At 41.4% G+C, this 17,851-nt stretch carries 18 protein-coding genes; 4 read left to right on the top strand and 14 right to left on the bottom strand.

Annotation, left to right across the window (positions count from 1 at the left end; translation table 11 throughout):
* Positions 1–188: 188 nt before the first annotated feature.
* Positions 189–1,298, top strand: a complete 1,110-nt coding sequence (locus A0256_11410) for an AI-2E family transporter (GenBank protein AMR34517.1) — start codon at positions 189–191, stop codon at positions 1,296–1,298.
* Between the two features lie 367 nt (positions 1,299–1,665).
* Here A0256_11410 and A0256_11405 read toward each other — a convergent pair whose 3' ends face one another.
* The 5 genes from A0256_11405 to A0256_11385 form a co-directional block, all read right to left on the bottom strand.
* A complete protein-coding gene (locus tag A0256_11405; GenBank protein ID AMR31987.1) occupies positions 1,666–3,003 on the bottom strand; it encodes a hypothetical protein in 1,338 nt (445 codons plus the stop codon).
* 16 nt (positions 3,004–3,019) lie between these two features.
* Positions 3,020–4,402 carry a hypothetical protein gene (locus A0256_11400; protein ID AMR31986.1) on the bottom strand — a complete coding sequence of 461 codons (1,383 nt, stop codon included), beginning with the start codon at positions 4,400–4,402 and terminating at the stop codon, positions 3,020–3,022.
* Positions 4,403–4,463: 61 nt separating this feature from the next.
* The gene (locus A0256_11395) at positions 4,464–5,054 is read right to left on the bottom strand and encodes a hypothetical protein (protein ID AMR31985.1); all 591 of its coding nucleotides are present in this window, start codon (positions 5,052–5,054) and stop codon (positions 4,464–4,466) included.
* An 81-nt stretch (positions 5,055–5,135) separates the two neighbouring features.
* Positions 5,136–5,555, bottom strand: a complete 420-nt coding sequence (locus A0256_11390) for a peroxiredoxin (GenBank protein ID AMR31984.1) — start codon at positions 5,553–5,555, stop codon at positions 5,136–5,138.
* A 144-nt stretch (positions 5,556–5,699) separates the two neighbouring features.
* Positions 5,700–6,767, bottom strand: coding sequence for an oxidoreductase (locus A0256_11385; GenBank protein AMR31983.1), 1,068 nt, complete (start codon positions 6,765–6,767; stop codon positions 5,700–5,702).
* Positions 6,768–6,931: 164 nt separating this feature from the next.
* On the opposite strand from A0256_11385, the gene A0256_11380 reads away from it, so the two are divergent.
* Positions 6,932–8,134: a sodium:proton antiporter gene (locus A0256_11380; protein AMR31982.1), complete on the top strand. Its 1,203-nt coding sequence runs from the start codon at positions 6,932–6,934 to the stop codon at positions 8,132–8,134.
* A 46-nt stretch (positions 8,135–8,180) separates the two neighbouring features.
* On the opposite strand, the gene A0256_11375 is transcribed toward A0256_11380, so the two are convergent.
* The 7 genes from A0256_11375 to A0256_11345 all read right to left on the bottom strand — a co-directional run bounded on the left by A0256_11375 (position 8,181) and on the right by A0256_11345 (position 12,972).
* Positions 8,181–8,558 (bottom strand): hypothetical protein, encoded by a 378-nt coding sequence (locus tag A0256_11375; protein AMR31981.1) that lies wholly within the window; start codon positions 8,556–8,558, stop codon positions 8,181–8,183.
* Positions 8,559–8,779: 221 nt separating this feature from the next.
* Entirely contained in the window at positions 8,780–9,121 is a 342-nt protein-coding gene (locus A0256_11370) for a hypothetical protein (protein AMR31980.1), read from the bottom strand.
* Between the two features lie 79 nt (positions 9,122–9,200).
* Positions 9,201–9,413, bottom strand: a complete 213-nt coding sequence (locus A0256_11365; protein AMR31979.1) for a hypothetical protein — start codon at positions 9,411–9,413, stop codon at positions 9,201–9,203.
* Positions 9,414–9,470: 57 nt separating this feature from the next.
* The gene (locus A0256_11360; protein AMR31978.1) at positions 9,471–10,007 is read right to left on the bottom strand and encodes a hypothetical protein; all 537 of its coding nucleotides are present in this window, start codon (positions 10,005–10,007) and stop codon (positions 9,471–9,473) included.
* 569 nt (positions 10,008–10,576) lie between these two features.
* A complete protein-coding gene (locus A0256_11355; protein AMR31977.1) occupies positions 10,577–11,548 on the bottom strand; it encodes a hypothetical protein in 972 nt (323 codons plus the stop codon).
* A gap of 239 nt (positions 11,549–11,787) precedes the next feature.
* The gene (locus A0256_11350) at positions 11,788–12,276 is read right to left on the bottom strand and encodes a hypothetical protein (protein ID AMR31976.1); all 489 of its coding nucleotides are present in this window, start codon (positions 12,274–12,276) and stop codon (positions 11,788–11,790) included.
* 255 nt (positions 12,277–12,531) lie between these two features.
* Positions 12,532–12,972 (bottom strand): hypothetical protein, encoded by a 441-nt coding sequence (locus A0256_11345; GenBank protein AMR31975.1) that lies wholly within the window; start codon positions 12,970–12,972, stop codon positions 12,532–12,534.
* 245 nt (positions 12,973–13,217) lie between these two features.
* On the opposite strand from A0256_11345, the gene A0256_11340 reads away from it, so the two are divergent.
* The gene (locus A0256_11340; GenBank protein ID AMR31974.1) at positions 13,218–13,556 is read left to right on the top strand and encodes a single-stranded DNA-binding protein; all 339 of its coding nucleotides are present in this window, start codon (positions 13,218–13,220) and stop codon (positions 13,554–13,556) included.
* 1,016 nt (positions 13,557–14,572) lie between these two features.
* Entirely contained in the window at positions 14,573–15,007 is a 435-nt protein-coding gene (locus A0256_11335) for a transposase (protein ID AMR31973.1), read from the top strand.
* A gap of 116 nt (positions 15,008–15,123) precedes the next feature.
* On the opposite strand, the gene A0256_11330 is transcribed toward A0256_11335, so the two are convergent.
* Together A0256_11330 and A0256_11325 are read right to left on the bottom strand one after the other, a co-directional pair.
* Positions 15,124–15,828, bottom strand: coding sequence for a short-chain dehydrogenase (locus A0256_11330; protein AMR31972.1), 705 nt, complete (start codon positions 15,826–15,828; stop codon positions 15,124–15,126).
* Positions 15,829–16,042: 214 nt separating this feature from the next.
* Entirely contained in the window at positions 16,043–17,818 is a 1,776-nt protein-coding gene (locus A0256_11325) for a phenylalanine 4-monooxygenase (protein AMR31971.1), read from the bottom strand.
* Between the last annotated feature and the right edge of the window lie 33 nt (positions 17,819–17,851).

The following is a 17,851-nucleotide window of genomic DNA, read 5'->3' as shown; positions in this document are numbered from 1 at the left end:
TGCGATTGTTTCCACTTAGCCATCGGCCTGTAAATACCCTGAAGCTATTAAACAATGGTTTTTAACGGCCACCCGAACCGACACAAAACGTCTGTTCAACGAGCAGCGATTTTTTGTATTACAAACCCAAACAATTCTCCCGCCAACTCCTTTTGTGTTTAAGATGAAAAAACACTTACATGCCTTCAATAAAAATTAAAGACCAACCATTTTACATCCAGGCCACTGCGGTGCTGTTTGGACTGGTTCTGCTGGTGTATTGCCTGGCTACGCTTACCGATATTTTAGTCCCGATTGCTTTTGCGGCGTTTCTCGCCGTGTTGCTCAATCCGCTGGTAAACCGGCTCGAGCGGATGAAAATACCCAAGGGTGTGGCTATTGGGGTGGCTTTACTGATAGCCATTTTGGTGGTTGTAGCGGTGTTTTATTTTTTGTCGACACAAATGGTACAGTTCGGCGATTCGCTGCCCATGCTGAAGAAGAAGTTCGGCGAGATCAGCATACACTTTAAAGACTGGATCCAGGCAACTTTTGGAGTTGCCATAGCCAAGCAGGATCAAATGGTGAAAGAAGCGCTGGGCAACAGCCAGGCCATGCTGGGCAAAACCCTTGGCGGCTTGCTGGGTACTTTAAGTATAGTAGTTTTACTGCCGGTATATATCTTCTTTATGCTGCTTTATAAAACGCTGATCCTCAATTTTCTGTATGAGGTTTTTGCCGAAGAAAACTCCAAAAAAGTTACCGAGGTATTATCAGAAACCAAAGCGGCCATACAAAGCTATATCGTGGGCCTTTTGATAGAAACGCTGATAGTGGCTGTCATGAATTCTGCAGCGCTGATGTTGCTGGGCGTAAAATACGGTATCCTGATTGGCTGTATCGGTGCGATTCTGAATCTGATCCCCTACCTGGGCGGTATTGTGGCCATAGCTTTACCGGTATTAATGGCTACGGTAACTAAAGATGGCTTTTCTACACAATTAGGCGTGATCGGTGCGTATATCGTGATCCAGTTTATTGATAATAATATTCTGGTGCCGCGTATCGTATCTTCAAAAGTGCAGATCAACGCACTGATGTCGATAGTGGTGGTATTGCTGGGTAACCAACTCTGGGGATTATCGGGCATGTTCCTTTCTATCCCATTTGTTGCGGTGTTAAAAATCATTTTCGACCGGATAGACGACCTCAAGCCATGGGGCAAACTGCTGGGCGATAACATCCCAACCAGGCACATGGGCCAGCGCTGGGGCAACCGCAACCGCCAAAAGGTAGTGGTGCCAAATGAAAAACAATAAAATAGGTCGCAAAAATTGTATAGCTACGGCAGGATCAATCAGCAAACAATATAAACTTTTTCAGCAAGAGACCTAGTTGCCGGGGTGATTCATCGGAGGTGATTCATGCAAATCTCAATCCATTTTTAAATTAAGCAAATCATTGACGGTGAGATTGTTACATTTAGAGCATAACAAAAACGGCGTTTCACCAAAAAGTGCAAGTTCCTGATAATCAATAGGATTGATGATTCAGGTGATTCACATTCGCGGAGTGAAACACCCTAACCTTATTTAAGCAAAAAGCGCCCGGAGTCGATTCAATTCCGGGCGCTTTTTGCTTAATATTTCTTTCTATCGGCAATAGCCAATTTACATGGCCTAACCACTAATGGCTCACCGGACTTCCACCTTTATCCAACGTTCCGTTTGTGAATAACAACGGGTTGACTTTTGACGGGTCGCCCTGGTATACCCAAATAATGTTGCCAATGTATTTGCGGAAAGCATCGCTTACCTGCTCCGGCGTCAGTTTCTTAATATCATCTACCAGGGTAACGGACCGCATCCAGTTGTTATGCAGCACCTCATTAGACACCATCGACGCGGCCTGCGCCTGGTTGGTTTCGTTCTTATAGTAAAAACCGGTTAGGTAAGTTACCTTCATATCAGCAACCTCTTCCGGCTTAAAACCCTCGGTTTTTACCTTATCAACCAGTTTATCAAATACAGCGATATATTTATCCGGCTGTGTGGTAGAAACCGAAAACCGGGCCGTTGCCGTATTGCCGGTATTGAACCAGGCCTGCGGCGCATAAGATAAACCATTGTTGGTACGTACCTCTAAAAAGTGCCTGTCGGCGAATATGCGCATGGCCACATTAAAGGCATTGTAGTCCGGCGTACCGGGTGTTGGGCCGCTGGTGATGCCCTCGACATAATTAGTCGCCAGATCGCGTTTTTCCGCAGAAAAGGTATTCTTGTAAGCCCTGAAAAATGATTTCTTGGCTTCGAACGGCGCACCCTGCTTCACACCAGCCAGCATAGCAGCTACTTTGGCTTCAATGTCCGCTTTAGGCAAATCAGCTACTACCACAATAATCATCCGGGACTTGGTGAGGATCTTATTATAGTATGCTTTTGTTTCTGCAGCGGTAAGGGTTTGTAGTATCGCAACGGTACCGTCGGGGTCCTTGGCGTAATCGCGGCCCGCAAATGCAACTTTATCCGCATATTTTTGGATAGCGGCATCCGGTTGTGCATCGTTAGATTTAAGGTTGTTGATAGCATCCTGTTTGATGCGTTCAAATTCTTTGGGGTCAAACGCAGGTTGGGTAATCGCCTCCACGTAAAGCGGCCAAACGGTGTTAAAATCGCTTTTAATGCAATTCATGCGGATCAAGGCGTATTCTTTGGTGTCGTAACCCCATAGTTCGGCGCTAACTTTATCCAGTGAGTTCTTAAAGCTGTTTTTGTCATGCTTAGTCGTACCGCACTCGGTTAGAGCGCTAATGGCCATACTTTCAATGCCCATTTTTTCGGCCGGATAGTTTTGCACCCCGCCCCTTATCACCGTTTGAATCTCCACGATATCGTTACCACTTGGCTGCACAATTACTTTAACGCCGCTCACTGTAGTTTCATAAGGTTTTTGCTGTGCGTTGGCGCTGTTGGTATTATATAGCGCTCCCACAATCAGCAGCGCAAATAAGTTGATCTTTTTCATATTAAATAGGATTAGGTTATTTAATGGCAACAAAAAATGTTTGTGCACCTGTTGCCTTACTGGTTTCGGGATTGATGATGAGCCCCGCCACTGAAGGTTTGCCGGTAATGTAAGTGCTGATATATTTTGCAATATCGGCACGGCTAACTTTTTGGTAGTTGCCGGTAATGTCTGTTCCGTAATTAAACGAAGCACTGCACCACCAAAAACTCAGTTGACTAGGCAAACTGCTTGGCTTTTCCATTTCGCGGCTTTGGTTGCGCAACAGTATGGCTTTCGCATCCGTTAACTGTTCATCAGTATAGTAATCAGCTTTTCCAAACTGCTTTATCTGATTTAAAGTTTCGTCATAACACTCTTTTAACTTATTAGGATTTGGTACAACAAATAAGGTAACCGCACCGGTATAATGTGATGTGGTGTAACTGATGCTTGCCGAAGATGCCAAACCTTTATCAACCAATGCCTGCTGTAATCTACTCGAGTTGAGCCCTGTGATGTAGGAAAAAACATCTGCCGCAACGGTACTTGCAGAATCCGTGATATAAGCCGGGCCCTGCCATGCAAAGTTCATGTAAGGCGTTTGTGCAATGGTACTTTCTTTAACAAAGGCGTCGCTCTTTGCCAGCGGCTTGAACGGCGGAATAGGATACTTTTCATGCGGGTTGAAACCACTGTTGGCCCAGTCGCCAAAAATAGCTTCTGCCTTTTTGAAAGCATCCTCGTGCTTAACATCCCCGCAAATGGTTAACAGGCTGTTATTTGGAAAATAATATTTATCCTTAATGATCATCATCTTCTCCGGTGTAGCGGTGTTAATGATCTCGTGCACACCAATGGGCATTTTACGGGTAATAAGATCGCCCCAGAGTGCTTTATTGGTTTCGTAATATAGCTGGAAGTAAGGGCTGCTCTCTGCACGCTGAAATTCGCCATCAACCACTGGGCGCTCCTTCTGCATGTCCTCGGCCCTGTAAATGGGGAAACGAATAGCCGAGTTCATGAACTTTAACCCAGCGTTCAAACTATCCCTATCGAATGTAAAGTAATAATTTACACGCTCTACGTTAGTGGTTCCGTTCCATATGGCGCCCAACTCCTGGGTGCGTTTCAGAAATTTCTCCTGGGTGGGATAATCCCGATTAGCCTTAAAAAACATGTGTTCGAACAGGTGCGATAAGCCACTGTACTCCGGGCCTTCGGTATAAGCGCCATTCTTAACCGCTATTTCTATAGTTGCTAAGGGCACTTTACTATTCTCTATAACAACAACTTCAAGGCCGTTCGGCATCTTTTTCCAGAAGTACCCTTTCGGGAGGCGGGGTTGTGCAATAGCGCACACAGAGCATAGCACCCCTATAGCTGTAATTGCTAAAAGTTTAGTGAATTTTGGAATCATATTTATGGGTAATTGTGAACCATAAATATATTGGAAATAAACTAACCTATCCTTTCAGTTACTATTTAAATTTCAAAGTAACCTTCTTGCCTGAAACGTTCTCCAAAAATGGTTTGAAGATCAGATCAGCATTGGTCTGTGCCTTGCCTAGCAAATTCATTTCCCGGGCAGTGTTCAGCATTTTCGCTTCGGCAATTTTGTAAACGTCCTCCACCATATCTTTTGCTTTATCGGGAAACCACACCCCCGACACATCATATACTTTTGATTTTTGATGATCGATCTTTACATAGCAGATCTCCGGCTTAGGCAGGGTTACCCATACGCTATCCTTGGTTTGCGAGATGTCGTCTTTCCGTACCTTGGTGAGATCGATACAGCCAGTTACCTCCCCTACCGCAACAAATAAAACCCGTGAATCAGGGAGAATCATATGCAATTCTTTTTTCTCTACCACATCCTTCATGGCATATTTAACTAACTCCAGTTTCCCCATTGATACAATGCGTGACACCATTACATCTTCCGTAATTTCACTACGGGTGGTGGTAAATTGATGCTTGATATAAAAGAACAGGAAAACCAAAAAGCCGATGATTACCAGCGCAAATGTGAGCGTGAGTGATATACGTGACCGGGATGTATTGAGCATGATATTTATCTAATCTATGGTACAAACATAAGTGGCGATGGTTTGCACCATCGCCACTTATCCAATAAAGTTAACTATGCGTTACGCGTAAGTAACAGTTAAGGTAATTGGCACGCTTAACGCTTTAGATATGATACAGCCGGATTTAGCACCTTCTGCAACTTCTTTAAATTTAGCTTCGTCGACACCATCAATTACAGATGCTTTCATTTCCAGGTGGATGCCTTTGATCTCCAATGCCTGCATATCCAGATCCAGGATAGCGTCAGTGGTTAAGTCACCAGGGGTAATACCTTGCTGAGTTAATGCCGCGCCAACTGCCATTGTGAAACAACCTGCATGTGCAGCAGCTATCAGCTCCTCCGGATTAGTACCGATACCATCCGCAAAGCGGGTTTTGAAAGAATATTGTGTTTTGTTAAGAATAGTGCTCTGGGTAGTGATCTCGCCTTTACCTTCTTGCAAGGTGCCGTTCCAATGTGCATTTGCTGTACGTTTCATAGTATTTGTTTTTAGAGTTTTACGAATTTAGTAATATGTTGTCTTGATCAAAAATTTTTGCTGTTATGATATTGTTTACAAATTATGCTCAAATACGGGCAGCGATCAGTGTAAACAATTAATGGAGAAAAAATTATTTATAGCTTACCACTGTGCCCTCTCATACTGCGAAGGCCATTTGGTCTCCACACCCAACTCATGTGCAGCGCGAAGCGGAAAATGAGGATCGCGCAGCAATTCTCGGGCAAGTAATACAACGTCTGCCTGGCCGCTTTCTATAATTTCATTGGCTTGTTTAGCTTCGGTTATCAGCCCAACTGCCCCTGTTAAAATATCAACCTGCTTTTTTACAGCTTCGGCAAACTCCACCTGATAGCCCGGCTTCAACGGGATTTTAGCGCCTGCAACGTTGCCACCGGTAGAGCAATCTATCAGGTCAACGCCCTTATCCAGCAACACCTTTGCCACTGCTATCGAATCGTCAATCGTCCAACCTCCTTCTGTCCAGTCGGTTGCAGAGATGCGCACAAATAAAGGGTATTCCTCCGGCCAAACTTCTTGTACTGCGGCTATAATCTCTAACAAAAACCGAATCCGGTTCTCAAAGGATCCGCCGTAACCGTCGGTACGCTGGTTGCTTAAAGGCGACAAAAACTCATGAATGAGGTAGCCGTGCGCGCCATGCAACTCAATAACCCTAAAACCGGCAGCTAAAGAGCGTACAGCCGCCGACCGAAAATCTGCTATTATTTTATCGATGCCTTCGTTGTCCAGCTCCAGCGGGGCGGTTTCTGAAGCCGTAAATGCAATAGGGCTTGGCGGCAGGGCCTCCCAGCCATTTTCGTGTTCAGCAGCAATCTCCTTCCCTCCTTTCCAAGGCACCTCGTGACTTGCCTTTCCACCGGCATGAGACAACTGGACCCCCGCAAATGCACCTTGTTCTTCAATAAAATTAGTGATCTCTTTCAGCTTTGCAATCTGCTCATCTTTCCAAATACCTAAGTCGCCGTAAGAAATGCGGCCTTCCGGAGATACTGCAGTGGCCTCAGTAATTATTAAACCGGCACCACCTACGGCGCGGGCACCTAAATGCACCAGATGCCAGTTATTTGCAAAACCATCTGTACTGGAATATTCACACATCGGCGATACAACTATACGATTCTTTAGTTCGATACCTTTAATTTTGAGCGGGGAAAAAAGATGCGCCATAATAATTTATTTGTTGCAAATATGGTAAGTAACACTAATCAGCAGCTCACTGTTTTGTCATATGGGGCTAAAACCGTACAAATTACTTTGCTATGAACTTTTATAGCTAATTTGCGTTAGGTTACTTTGATCAACTATTGCGTTAACCCTAATCGCCCAATAATTTGACCACTTATACAACACTCATCATCCTTAGCGGACTGGTTATTTTCAGTTATCTCTTTGATTTAATAGCTGGGAAAACAAAAATCCCTTCTGTCATCCTGTTACTCGTTTTAGGCATCGGTATTAGGTTAATTGTTGATTATTTCGGCTTATCCAAGTTCAATTTCAACGCCATATTACCCGCATTGGGTACACTTGGATTGATCCTTATCGTTTTTGAAGGCTCGCTGGAACTGAAATATAGCAAAAGCAAAAATGCTATTATCAAAAAGTCGTTTCTCTCGGCATTAACGATCCTGCTGCTGACTGCCGTGCTTGTTACAACAGGTTTTTGGTATATCAGCGGCGAAAGTATTTATAAATGCTTTATCAATGCCATACCTTTTTGTGTCGTGAGTTCTGCCATTGCTATTCCGTCGGCATCCGGCATGAGTAAGGACAAGAAAGAATTCATCATCTATGAATCCTCTTTTTCAGATATCCTTACCGTTATCCTGTTCAATTTTATGCTGAGCAATAACAATAGTATTAACATTGGTTCTTTTGCTACGCTGGGTATCGAGCTGATACTAATATTGGTAGTGGCGGCTGCATCTTGCCTGCTCCTACTTTATTTAATAGGCCGCTTAACCCACCATGTAAAATCATTTTTAATTATTGCCATACTAATCCTTGTTTACTGCATTGGTCAATCTCAACATCTGTCATCACTTATCATCGTACTGGCGCTTGGCTTATTTTTAAATAATGCCGGGCAAATTAATTTCACATGGTTTCGGAGACATTTTATTTATCCAACGCTTGGTCATGATATTAAACAATTATTCCAACTCTCTGCAGAAAGTGCCTTCCTGATGCGTACTTTTTTCTTTGTGATCTTTGGGTATACCATGGACCTGTTTCAGCTGCAAAACTTGTCGGTGATCATCAACGGGGGCATGGTGCTGATATTGATATACCTCGTGCGGTTTCTGTATATTAAAGGCGTTTTAAAAACAAGCTTGCTGCCCGAACTGGTGCTTGTGCCAAGGGGATTGATTAGCGTTTTGCTCTACTACAATTTGCCTGCTGCTGTGAAAATTCCAAATGTTGGTACGGGTTTATTATTTGTGGTGATACTGGGTACCAGCGTTATCATGAGCCTGGGATTGCTGGCTACCAAACGGCAAACACGCAGCACTCAGGAATTTGAAGATGTTTAGTTTTTTAGTGCATTATTAATGAAGTTGTTATGAGTTAATACAAAAACTACTCTATCAATTTCGCGAGTTCTTTCTTACTCTTCACCAGCAACACTTCGTCGTTATCAAGTGGCAGATAGCCGTACTCATAGCAAAAAAAGTAGCGTGAACCAGCCTGGGTTTTAAAGCTGCTTGTAAAATAATCGAAGTTAAACCCTTTAATAAGCATCTTATCCCTCGTAATTTTGGTTTTCCCGGTGGGATTTAGCTCCTCTATGATGCGGCGGTTTAGGCGCAGGATATTATTGATGTTCCGTACCAGATTATAGCTGTTACTGTTTAATTGGTTATTGTAATTATTGCGGCACAGATCGTTACAGAATTTCTTATCAGCGCGGCCCTGTAGTTTGTCGCCACAGTCTAAACAGGTTCTTTCGGCAATCATCTTATAAAGTTAGGTAATTACTCGGCATTTATATACCTATGTAACCCAAGGGTTTCTAGTTGTCTAAATTAATTTTTAGATTTGTCTAAAAATAGAATTAGGTATGGCAAGTGATAACAAGAATGATAGTGACTTTTTTTTAAATGATATTGGTCAAACTTGTTTTATTGATCCTTATCGTAATACAAAAAATAAGGGCGGTGAGATTATATCAAATCCAATTATTTTAGAGGCTTTAAACCACGTGCAGGAAGCTTTAAAATTATCTGGCCTTCAAGGTCATATCCAACTGTCCACTGATTTAAGGAACTTGAATTTATGCGATTTAAAGGCGGGTAAGATTCAAGTGTTTGTCCAGTGTCATACGGGAAAACTTGTCCAGATTGCGATTTGATATTTATTGTTATATATCCATGAAGATCTTTAATAAGATCAAGGCTAATGTACTCTCCTAATATGCTGAGTAATTGGTCTTCGTCATCCTTTTGAGTAACAAATACAATTAGTTGAATCGGGTCTAATTCGCGGCTAATTAAAGCATCTTCAATTTTAATAAGGTTCATGCTCCTAAAATTAAGTTGTGCCACTTGTATGCCAAATTTTTTTTTTTGGTAACTATCTACAAGTTTACTTTAATGAATTTTATAGGTTATTAACCCGTTCAGCTAAGTCTGTCAACCTATCCATAGTTAATACTAAATGCTCCGATTGACCTAAACAAAAATTATCTAATGATTCAAACCGTGCAGAGTAGATATCAATTATTTTTTCAAGAGTATCTATTCGTTTACTCATTAAATCATTTGTGGTTTGCATTAAATCAATTGCGGCTCGCATTAATTCTATTTCGTTCATAAAGGCTATAGGTTTTAAAGTATAAAAAAAAGCCACTCTACCAAGTGGCTTAAAAAGTTATTCTTTCGGCGTTATTAGGTAAATTGAGAACTCTTCAAATTCATTGCGCACCTCATCTATCAAAGGATTTTCCAAAAGCGTTAAAAAGCCTAAATACATATCCTTTTTTTCGGCGGTGTCATCCCCTATAACAATTTCTATTGAGTGCTTAATGAAGTTTTTTCTTTCATGTGATACCTTGGCCCAATTTTCAAAAAGTCTATTTCTACAGGCTTGCTTACCATCATTTGCATCACAATGATATAGCAATACAGTTTCAATACCTTGTTGCTCTAAAAAATCCAATGCTATTTTATAAATAGTCTCAAAAACCATCGGGTCTTTTGATTTTTTTGAATCAGCAACGAATTCTTTTTTATGGAATCCAAAAGCAAAGCCTTTCTGCAATAATAGAGGAAAATCGTTTACATAATCTGTGTATTCATCCATTTTGAAATACACAGTATATCCCGATTTATCGGAGGTGGTAAATATATAATAAAAACTGCCGTCTTGATCTTCGGCCTCCGCGTATGAGTAATACTGATCGGGCAATTACTTAGACTTTTTTACTTTATTAAACATCGAAAGGTTTTCGATTTTCTTGAATGTCTCCGCTTTCTTACGATTCAAATCCTCAAAGAATGCAATAGCCTTTGAGTTGCTTGGCGATATTACGATTTTTTTGATTTCCATTTTGATTCCTTTCTATACGATTACGCACAAACATATGAATTAGTTTCAATATTGAAAACAAAGGACTTATATGAAAAAAAGGCATTGATACCTTAATAACTGTAAAGATACCAGTGTTTTGTAGTTGCAATTGTCAATAGGAACAATTACATGCGATATACTAAGTTATTAGTGTCTTTGTATACCACTATATGCAAAATGTACAAATGTACATTGCAGGGCCTTAAAATAGCTATTTATAAAAATTATAAATAGTAAATAAAATGTAATTTTATTACATGCAAGAAAAATATGTTCATTTCTTGTCTTTGGGGTTGTAGTCTAACACCGTTTTAACTGTGTTAGGGTTAACCAAAACTTCCATTAAATTTTCAAACGGAATGTTAAATCCGTTCATTACTTGCTCAGGATGCTTGTCTACTTTGGGCTTAACTTGCTTTTTTTTCTTTTCCTTTGCCATGGTTAGTTAACGCTTTGTAAGATATGCGGTGACTTGACAAAGATACTAATTTATCAAAGCGTTGTGCCTCTGTAATGTGTCGGCTATTAAATCTAAAAGCAAATTCCTCTAAATAGTTTTGTACGTGCTTAGTACTGATAAAATGATACGTGCCATAGATACCTCTTTTAAGCACGCTCCAAAAGTTTTCTATAGTATTGGTATGTACATCACCACGTACATATTCTTTTAGTACATGCTTGATAGTTTGATGCTCATACAACCTATCCATCGTACCGTATGCAACATGCTCGTCAGACATTAACTTAGATCCCTGATGTACTGACTTAACTAAGAATGGGATAATGTTAGCGTAATCAGTTGCATCAATTACTTTAAGTTTAACTTCGCCACCTCTTTCTATTGCACCTGCTACGGCTATTTTACGCTGAAAACCTACTTTCTCAATTAGTTCCCTTTTTTTCTTGTGCATATTTCCAGGCTTTCCACCTATGTATGTTTCATCAACCTCTACTGGTGCATCATTGCCTAACTTATTCGGGTTATTAAAGGATTGCATTTTAACAGCATTGCGAATGCGTTGCATCATAAACCATGCGGTTTTTTGAGTTACGCCAATATCTCTACCTACTTGTACTGATGATATGCCTTTACGGTGCGTTGTAAGGATGAAGATAGCCATAAACCATTTCGACAAGGGTACAGTGCTCTTTTCAAAGATAGTGCCTTTAATGGCGCTAAAATGCCTCCTGCAAGCGGCACACTTGTAGCGTACATACTTGCCTTTCAACTCGTACACATGATCGTGCTTGCAAAACGGGCAAATGGTTTTACCTGCCCATCTTAATTGAGTTAGGTATTCAATACAGGTTTCCTTTTTTTGAAAGTGTATTGCAACATCGTTGATAGTGCGGAATGGTAATGATTTGCCTAATTGCATCTTAGTAAGTATAAACTTGTATAATTAAATTACTCTACTTACCTTTGAAGTAGATATAAAAACAGGAGCGGGGGCCTCTGCGCTCAAGCTTTACCCCCTGCTATCATGGGCTTAAACACCCAGTTTACCTGTTTTACGGATGATTAGAGGGAATCTCTCTCGATAACATAATCACCCAAACTTTTCAAACCGCTTTGCTAATTGCCTCGGAAACATCCAGCAAAGCGGTTTTTTAAATTTTATATTAATATAGTCTGCTTTACTTGTAAAGCGTTTTCATCATACATATGCTCTGGCTTTGGTTGCATGTTTTCGTCTAACCATGCTACACTACCATAAAATGTATTGCTATTATTAGTGCCTACTTGTACTTTAGTAAGTGTGCCTTGTTTTAACAATAGATTTTTAGCACTTCCCAAACCCTTTTTAGCTTCCTCTAAAGAAATCTTTGCTTCAAAAGCATTAACTATGTTAGCCATTTCGCTTATTGACAGGAAACGAGAATACTGCTTTAATATACCTGCAATCTTTTTTTGGTAACTATCATCTCGGTTGTAAGGCATCTTTTCACCTGAAACTAATTTTCTTTCAGTTTTTGATGTATCACTGCTACTGTAATTAATTGGATCAACACTCGCAAAAGATATTATTGCCTCAATGTGTTGCACTTGGTCTAACAGCAAATTACGCTTCGCTATTAAGTCTTCTATAAATGATTGATTGTACATTGCCTCGGATGTTAATGTTCTCCAAAGATACGGTGATAGGTTTCAATAATCCTAATAATATTTAAAATAAAATAAGGGGTTACGAAAGAGCAACACAAAGTGTTATTAAGTGGCACTTATAACTGTTAAATTATTAGGTTATAAGTATATCTATATATACATCTTGTTGTATAGAATGATTTACTACTTTATTTATTACTACTGACAATAGACACAGTTAAGACTTAAATGTAGCACAATTAATAACCATTCTATTTACTTCAACCTGTATATGTTCTTCTTCCCTTGCTTCTCTGCAACTATCTTACCTGCCTTAAACATACGGCTACACACATAAGTAATACGGCTGTAAAACCTATCAGCATGCTTAACATGCCCATCAATCCGCAATATGTATTCAGTAATAGCAGCGGCATCACCAAACTGTACTTTGCTCAACACATACAACACTTTCTTCTCCGCACTCATAGACGGGTTATAGAATAATGTTGCCTCCATCACTGAATCATCAAATACAATCTCGTCAGGGTCATCCACCATATAGGGCAGAGCATCCAACACACTAATAGCTTTGATGTTCTCAAACGCCTTGATAGCCATCTCTACTCTATCCAGTTCCATACGCAACTTCAATTTCCTTAGCTTAAGTTGTGCTAAAACTTGTGCATCGGTCATCTCATTAACTCCTTGTGCCATAATATTCTATCAATTTACATCCTATCAATAGCACAATGTTCTTGTTTTTATTTAATACAATACACAACATCACCTGTATTTTTTTGGGTGTAATGCGTATATAACTGCCAATTACTCATCCGTTTGCAAACGCGTGCAAACGGATATTGTCGTTTATAACCATTTATTAACCGACTAATATTCAAGGCCTGACGCAACTTTGCATTGTCAATAAATCAACAAATTAAATCTAAATACTAAACACGATGACAACATTAAAAAACAGCGTCAGGCTGATTGGCAACCTGGGTATGGACCCGGAAGTAAAAACATTTGAAAACAACCGCAAACTGGCCCGCCTATCTATAGCGGTCAACGAAAGTTACAAAAACGAAAAAGGCGAAAAAATTACCGAAACGCAATGGCACACCATAGTGATGTGGGGAGCGCAGGCAAGCCTTGCTGAAAGCCTCCTCAAAAAAGGCGATCCTATAGCTATTGAGGGTAAACTGGCCAGCAGAAATTACAATGATAAAGACGGCGTAAAACGCTATGTTACCGAGATTGTGGTAAATGAATTTGTAAAGATCGGTGCGAAGGTATGAGCGGAAGGTGGGCTGAAGCCGGATTTGCTTCATTGCCGTCGGTTAAAACCGACGGCAATGAACGGGCGAGATCGGATTAGAGAAGGTGATCCGCTTCGTTGCCATTCGAGGTTTAGCTACCGACAGCAATTAAGCAGAGCATTCAAAAGATCGCTTCATTGCCGTCACTTTCAAGTGACGGATGGTTGAACCAGCGGCAATAAGCGGTGCGTTCAAAAAGATTGCCTCATTGCCGTCCCTTTTAAGGGAAGAAAGATTGAACCAGCGGCAATAAGCGGTTGGCTCAAAAAAACAGTTCACTGCCGTCCCTTTTAGTGACGGATGGTTGAACCAGCGGCAATAAGCGGTTGGCTCAAAAAAACAGTTCACTGCCGTCCCTTTTAAGTGACGGATGGTTGAATCAGCGGCAATAAGCGGTGCGTTCAAAAAGATTGCTTCATTGCCGTCACTTTTAAGTGACGGATGGTTGAATCAGTGGCAATAAGCGGTGCGTTCAAAAGATTGCTTCATTGCCGTCCCTTTTAAGGGAAGAAAGATTGAACCAGCGGCAATAAGCGGTTGGCTCAAAAAAACAGTTCATTGCCGTCACTTTCAAGTGACGGATGGTTGAATCAGCGGCAATAAGCGGTGCGTCCAAAAAGATTGCTTCATTGCCGTCACTTTCAAGTGACGGATGGTTGAATCAGCGGCAATAAGCGGTGCGTCCAAAAAGATTGCTTCATTGCCGTCACTTTCAAGTGACGGATGGTTGAATCAGCGGCAATGAAGCGGATGATCCAAAAAGATCGCTTCATTGCCGTCACTTTCAAGTGACGGATGGTTGATCCAGCGGCAATAAGCGGTGCGTTCAAAAAGATTGCTTCATTGCCGTCCCTTTTAAGGGACGAAAGATTGAACCAGCGGCAATAAGCGGTTGGTTCAAAAAAACAGTTCACTGCCGTCCCTTTAAGAGACGGAGGGCTAGTAATAGTTTGGCTTAAGCTGCACTAATAATTTATCATCAACTATACAAACGTATGTCATTCGTGAAAATCTGGATCCATTTAGTTTTTGCAACAAAAAATAGAGAGCCCTGGCTTGAGAAAAAATTAAGAACTGATATGTGTCACCACATAATTGGGAATTGTAGGGAAAAGGATATATTCCTTCAAGCTATTGGTGGCTACACCGATCATCTACATTGTCTAATTTCATTAGGCAGAAACCAAACAATTGCGAGCGTTGCTCAACTTATAAAAGGTGAATCTGCCTATTGGACAAATAATAATAAAATAATTGACGAGCCTTTTAGGTGGCAAGACGATTATTTCGCGGTATCTGTTGGCGAATCACAGGTTAACAGGGTTGTCCAGTACATCAAGAACCAGGAATTACATCATAAGAAAAAATCTTTTGAAGAGGAAACTAAAGAATTTAATGTAGCTTATGGCTGGTCTTTAAAAAAGGTTTAATTTTTAGGCTACTTTTTTTGTGATAAAGTGAAGCAGCGGCAAATGGCACAATACATAAGGCTGTTACCTCATTACCTCTTTTTTCAAAGGAAACAACGGTGCCTACAATCCCCCCCTTACGGTGTCCCCAAAGCCACCGGCAATACTTTTCCGTTAAAAAATCGGTGGCCGGTTACCGCAAAATCGGCAATGTATTTGCCCATTTCAAACGCCATTACCGGCGACTCGTAGCCGGGGAATGCCTGCTCGAGCATCTCGGTTTGAGCGGACCCTAATGCCAGGCAGTTTACTTTAATTCCTTGCTCGGCCAGCTCCTGAGCCAGGCATTCTGTTAGCGTGTGTAAGGCAGCTTTACTGGCTGAATAAGCCAGCAGGCCGGGGAACTTTGCGCTGCCCTGATAGCCACCCATACTGCCAATATTTACAATATGCGCACCCTCGCTCATAAACTTTAACAAACTTTGGATAATGCGCACATGCCCAATGTAATTACTTTGCAACATCTCCACAAAATCGGTTTCCAGCAATTCCATAAAGGGTTTATTTACCAGCACTCCTGCATTATTGATAAGTACATCAACACGGTTATCAAAGTTAGCAGCTATGAACTGCTGCAAACCTGCATAATCATCATGAACGATATCAAATGCAATGGCAAAAACTTCACAATCTGGATTAAGGCCTTTAGCGATTTCCAGCAGTTTTTCTAACTTACTTTGCGACCGCGCCAGGGCTATTACCTTATGTTTACCCGATAGTATTAATTCCAATACAGCTTCGAAACCTACGCCGCTGCTGGCACCTGTTATAATAATGTTCATTAGCTCCCTAACCCCCTGAAGAGGGAGTAAAATTTAAGTTGTTGAATCCCGAAACCACGCTCATCTGATTTCCTGCTGCAATTCCACCAGATCTTATATGCTCGGAAAAAGGTTTCGACCTTTGATCTCGTCCAATATTTTGATACGATATATTTGTAAATCGCCTTGATCTGTCGGTTTTTCAGTTATCGTATCCTAAATTACGAACATTAAATTAAACCACCAACTTTTGCGCTACCGGGTGTTTAATAAGATACAGGCCATCATTAATAAGCTTTTTATATTCCGGTTCTTTGGCAGCTTTGCTCTCTAAAAAACAGCGAATCTCCTCTGCCAGTTTAGGTTCAGCCTGCTCATGATCAAGCAATTCCAGGATCTCCAATGCGCAAAGCCAATCATCATAATAGAACTTTTGAAGCATCAACCATACGTTACCCAGGTACCCGTAATCGCCGCCTTTGTGCCTCCGGTTACGCACCTGGCGATACAGCTGATGTAATTGCAGAGTGTGCTGGTCATATTGAGGATGGTGCGTGCCGATAACTGATTTATATGCAATCTCCAGAAATTCATCTTTATCCGCAGCTCCGCAAAATACAGATGTTATTTTTTCACCAACCGCCATATCATAAATACCCCAAGACGGATCGAAAAGGATTTCGCCATCAGCAGCCTTAATCGTACAATTGCTAAAAGTGATCAATAAAATTTTGTTGTTTTCATGGTGAATGGCTTTCACTGTTCCGGAAACCGTAATCCCGCTTTCAAAAATCAACCCGGCGATTTTACCTGCTTCTATACCCGCTTGTATACAATCAGCCTCCGTAAAATCTTCGGGGGCCTTTACAAAGCCTTTTAGTTTGCCAACAGGAGAACTAAACCCATCTTTATGATATTTTTTGCCGTGGCCTTTCAACTGTTTATCATGGAATGATAACGCTGTTGGGCCTGTGGTTTTAAGAAATGAAATACCGCTCGTTCCATCTATAAATTCACTAAAAGTACCCGAAACCTGGAGGCCGGAGCTGTATATCGCGGTACAAGTATTTTTACTATCGATAGCCTTCTGCAAACCATATACCCCGCCACGCCGAAAGGCCATGGTATCTGCAAACTGTTCCAGCACATTGATCAAATTTTGGAAGTTTGGGGTTACAAACAACTGTGGCTGGGTTTTGGTAATATCGTAGGTATAGTTAATGGCATCTATGGTATATGGCAGTTTCTTTACCTCATCCAGCATGCAGCTAGCGCTTTCACCAATGGAAGAAAGCAAGCCTGCCCCATAGATCTTGGGCGCATCCAGCGTTCCAATGAGTCCGTATTCAACCGTCCACCAATGCAAACGGCTAAGCAGCGCCATTTCAGAAGGCTCACCCATATTATCCTGGTACCAGGCCACTAACTGCTCAGCTTTTTGAATTTCCGCTTCGCTGGCATCGGGCATTTCTTTCAGGATGGATAAAGCCCTTATCGCTTCATATAGTTCATAATCCTGTGCGCTAAACATCGCCTTAGCGCCTATCGATCCAAAATAACTCAGATATTCATGGTAATCCTTGTCTGCAATAATTGGCGCATGCCCGGCCGACTCATGAATAATATCCGGAGCAGGCGTGTATTCAATATGTTTCAACTGGCGGATATCGGCAGCAATAACCAGCACCCTATACGCCTGGTATTCCATAAACGCTGCCGGGGGGATAAAACCATCCACCGTAACAGCACCCCAGCCAATTTTGGCCAGTGCATTATTCATATCCTGCAAGTCGGGAATTTTTTCTATGGTTAAGCCCGCCTTCTCCAGTCCGGGAATATATGGGTAGTAAGCAACGTCTTTTAGATAACTGTAGTTCTGCCGCATTACATAACGCCACACGGCGTGATCTACCGGCGTGTAGTGCTCATAATGCTGGTGTACAATAAATTGCTTTAAATGCGCAGGAAGTGCCGCAACCTGCGGGTTATTAAAATCATTAAATCGGCTCATAAAAGCGGTTTTTCTGGTGGTTCCTGTTACAGG

Source organism: Mucilaginibacter sp. PAMC 26640, from assembly GCA_001596135.1.
Lineage (GTDB): Bacteria > Bacteroidota > Bacteroidia > Sphingobacteriales > Sphingobacteriaceae > Mucilaginibacter.
The sequence above is the reverse complement of the archived record's forward strand: the minus strand, read 5'-3'. Positions and strand labels throughout refer to the sequence as shown.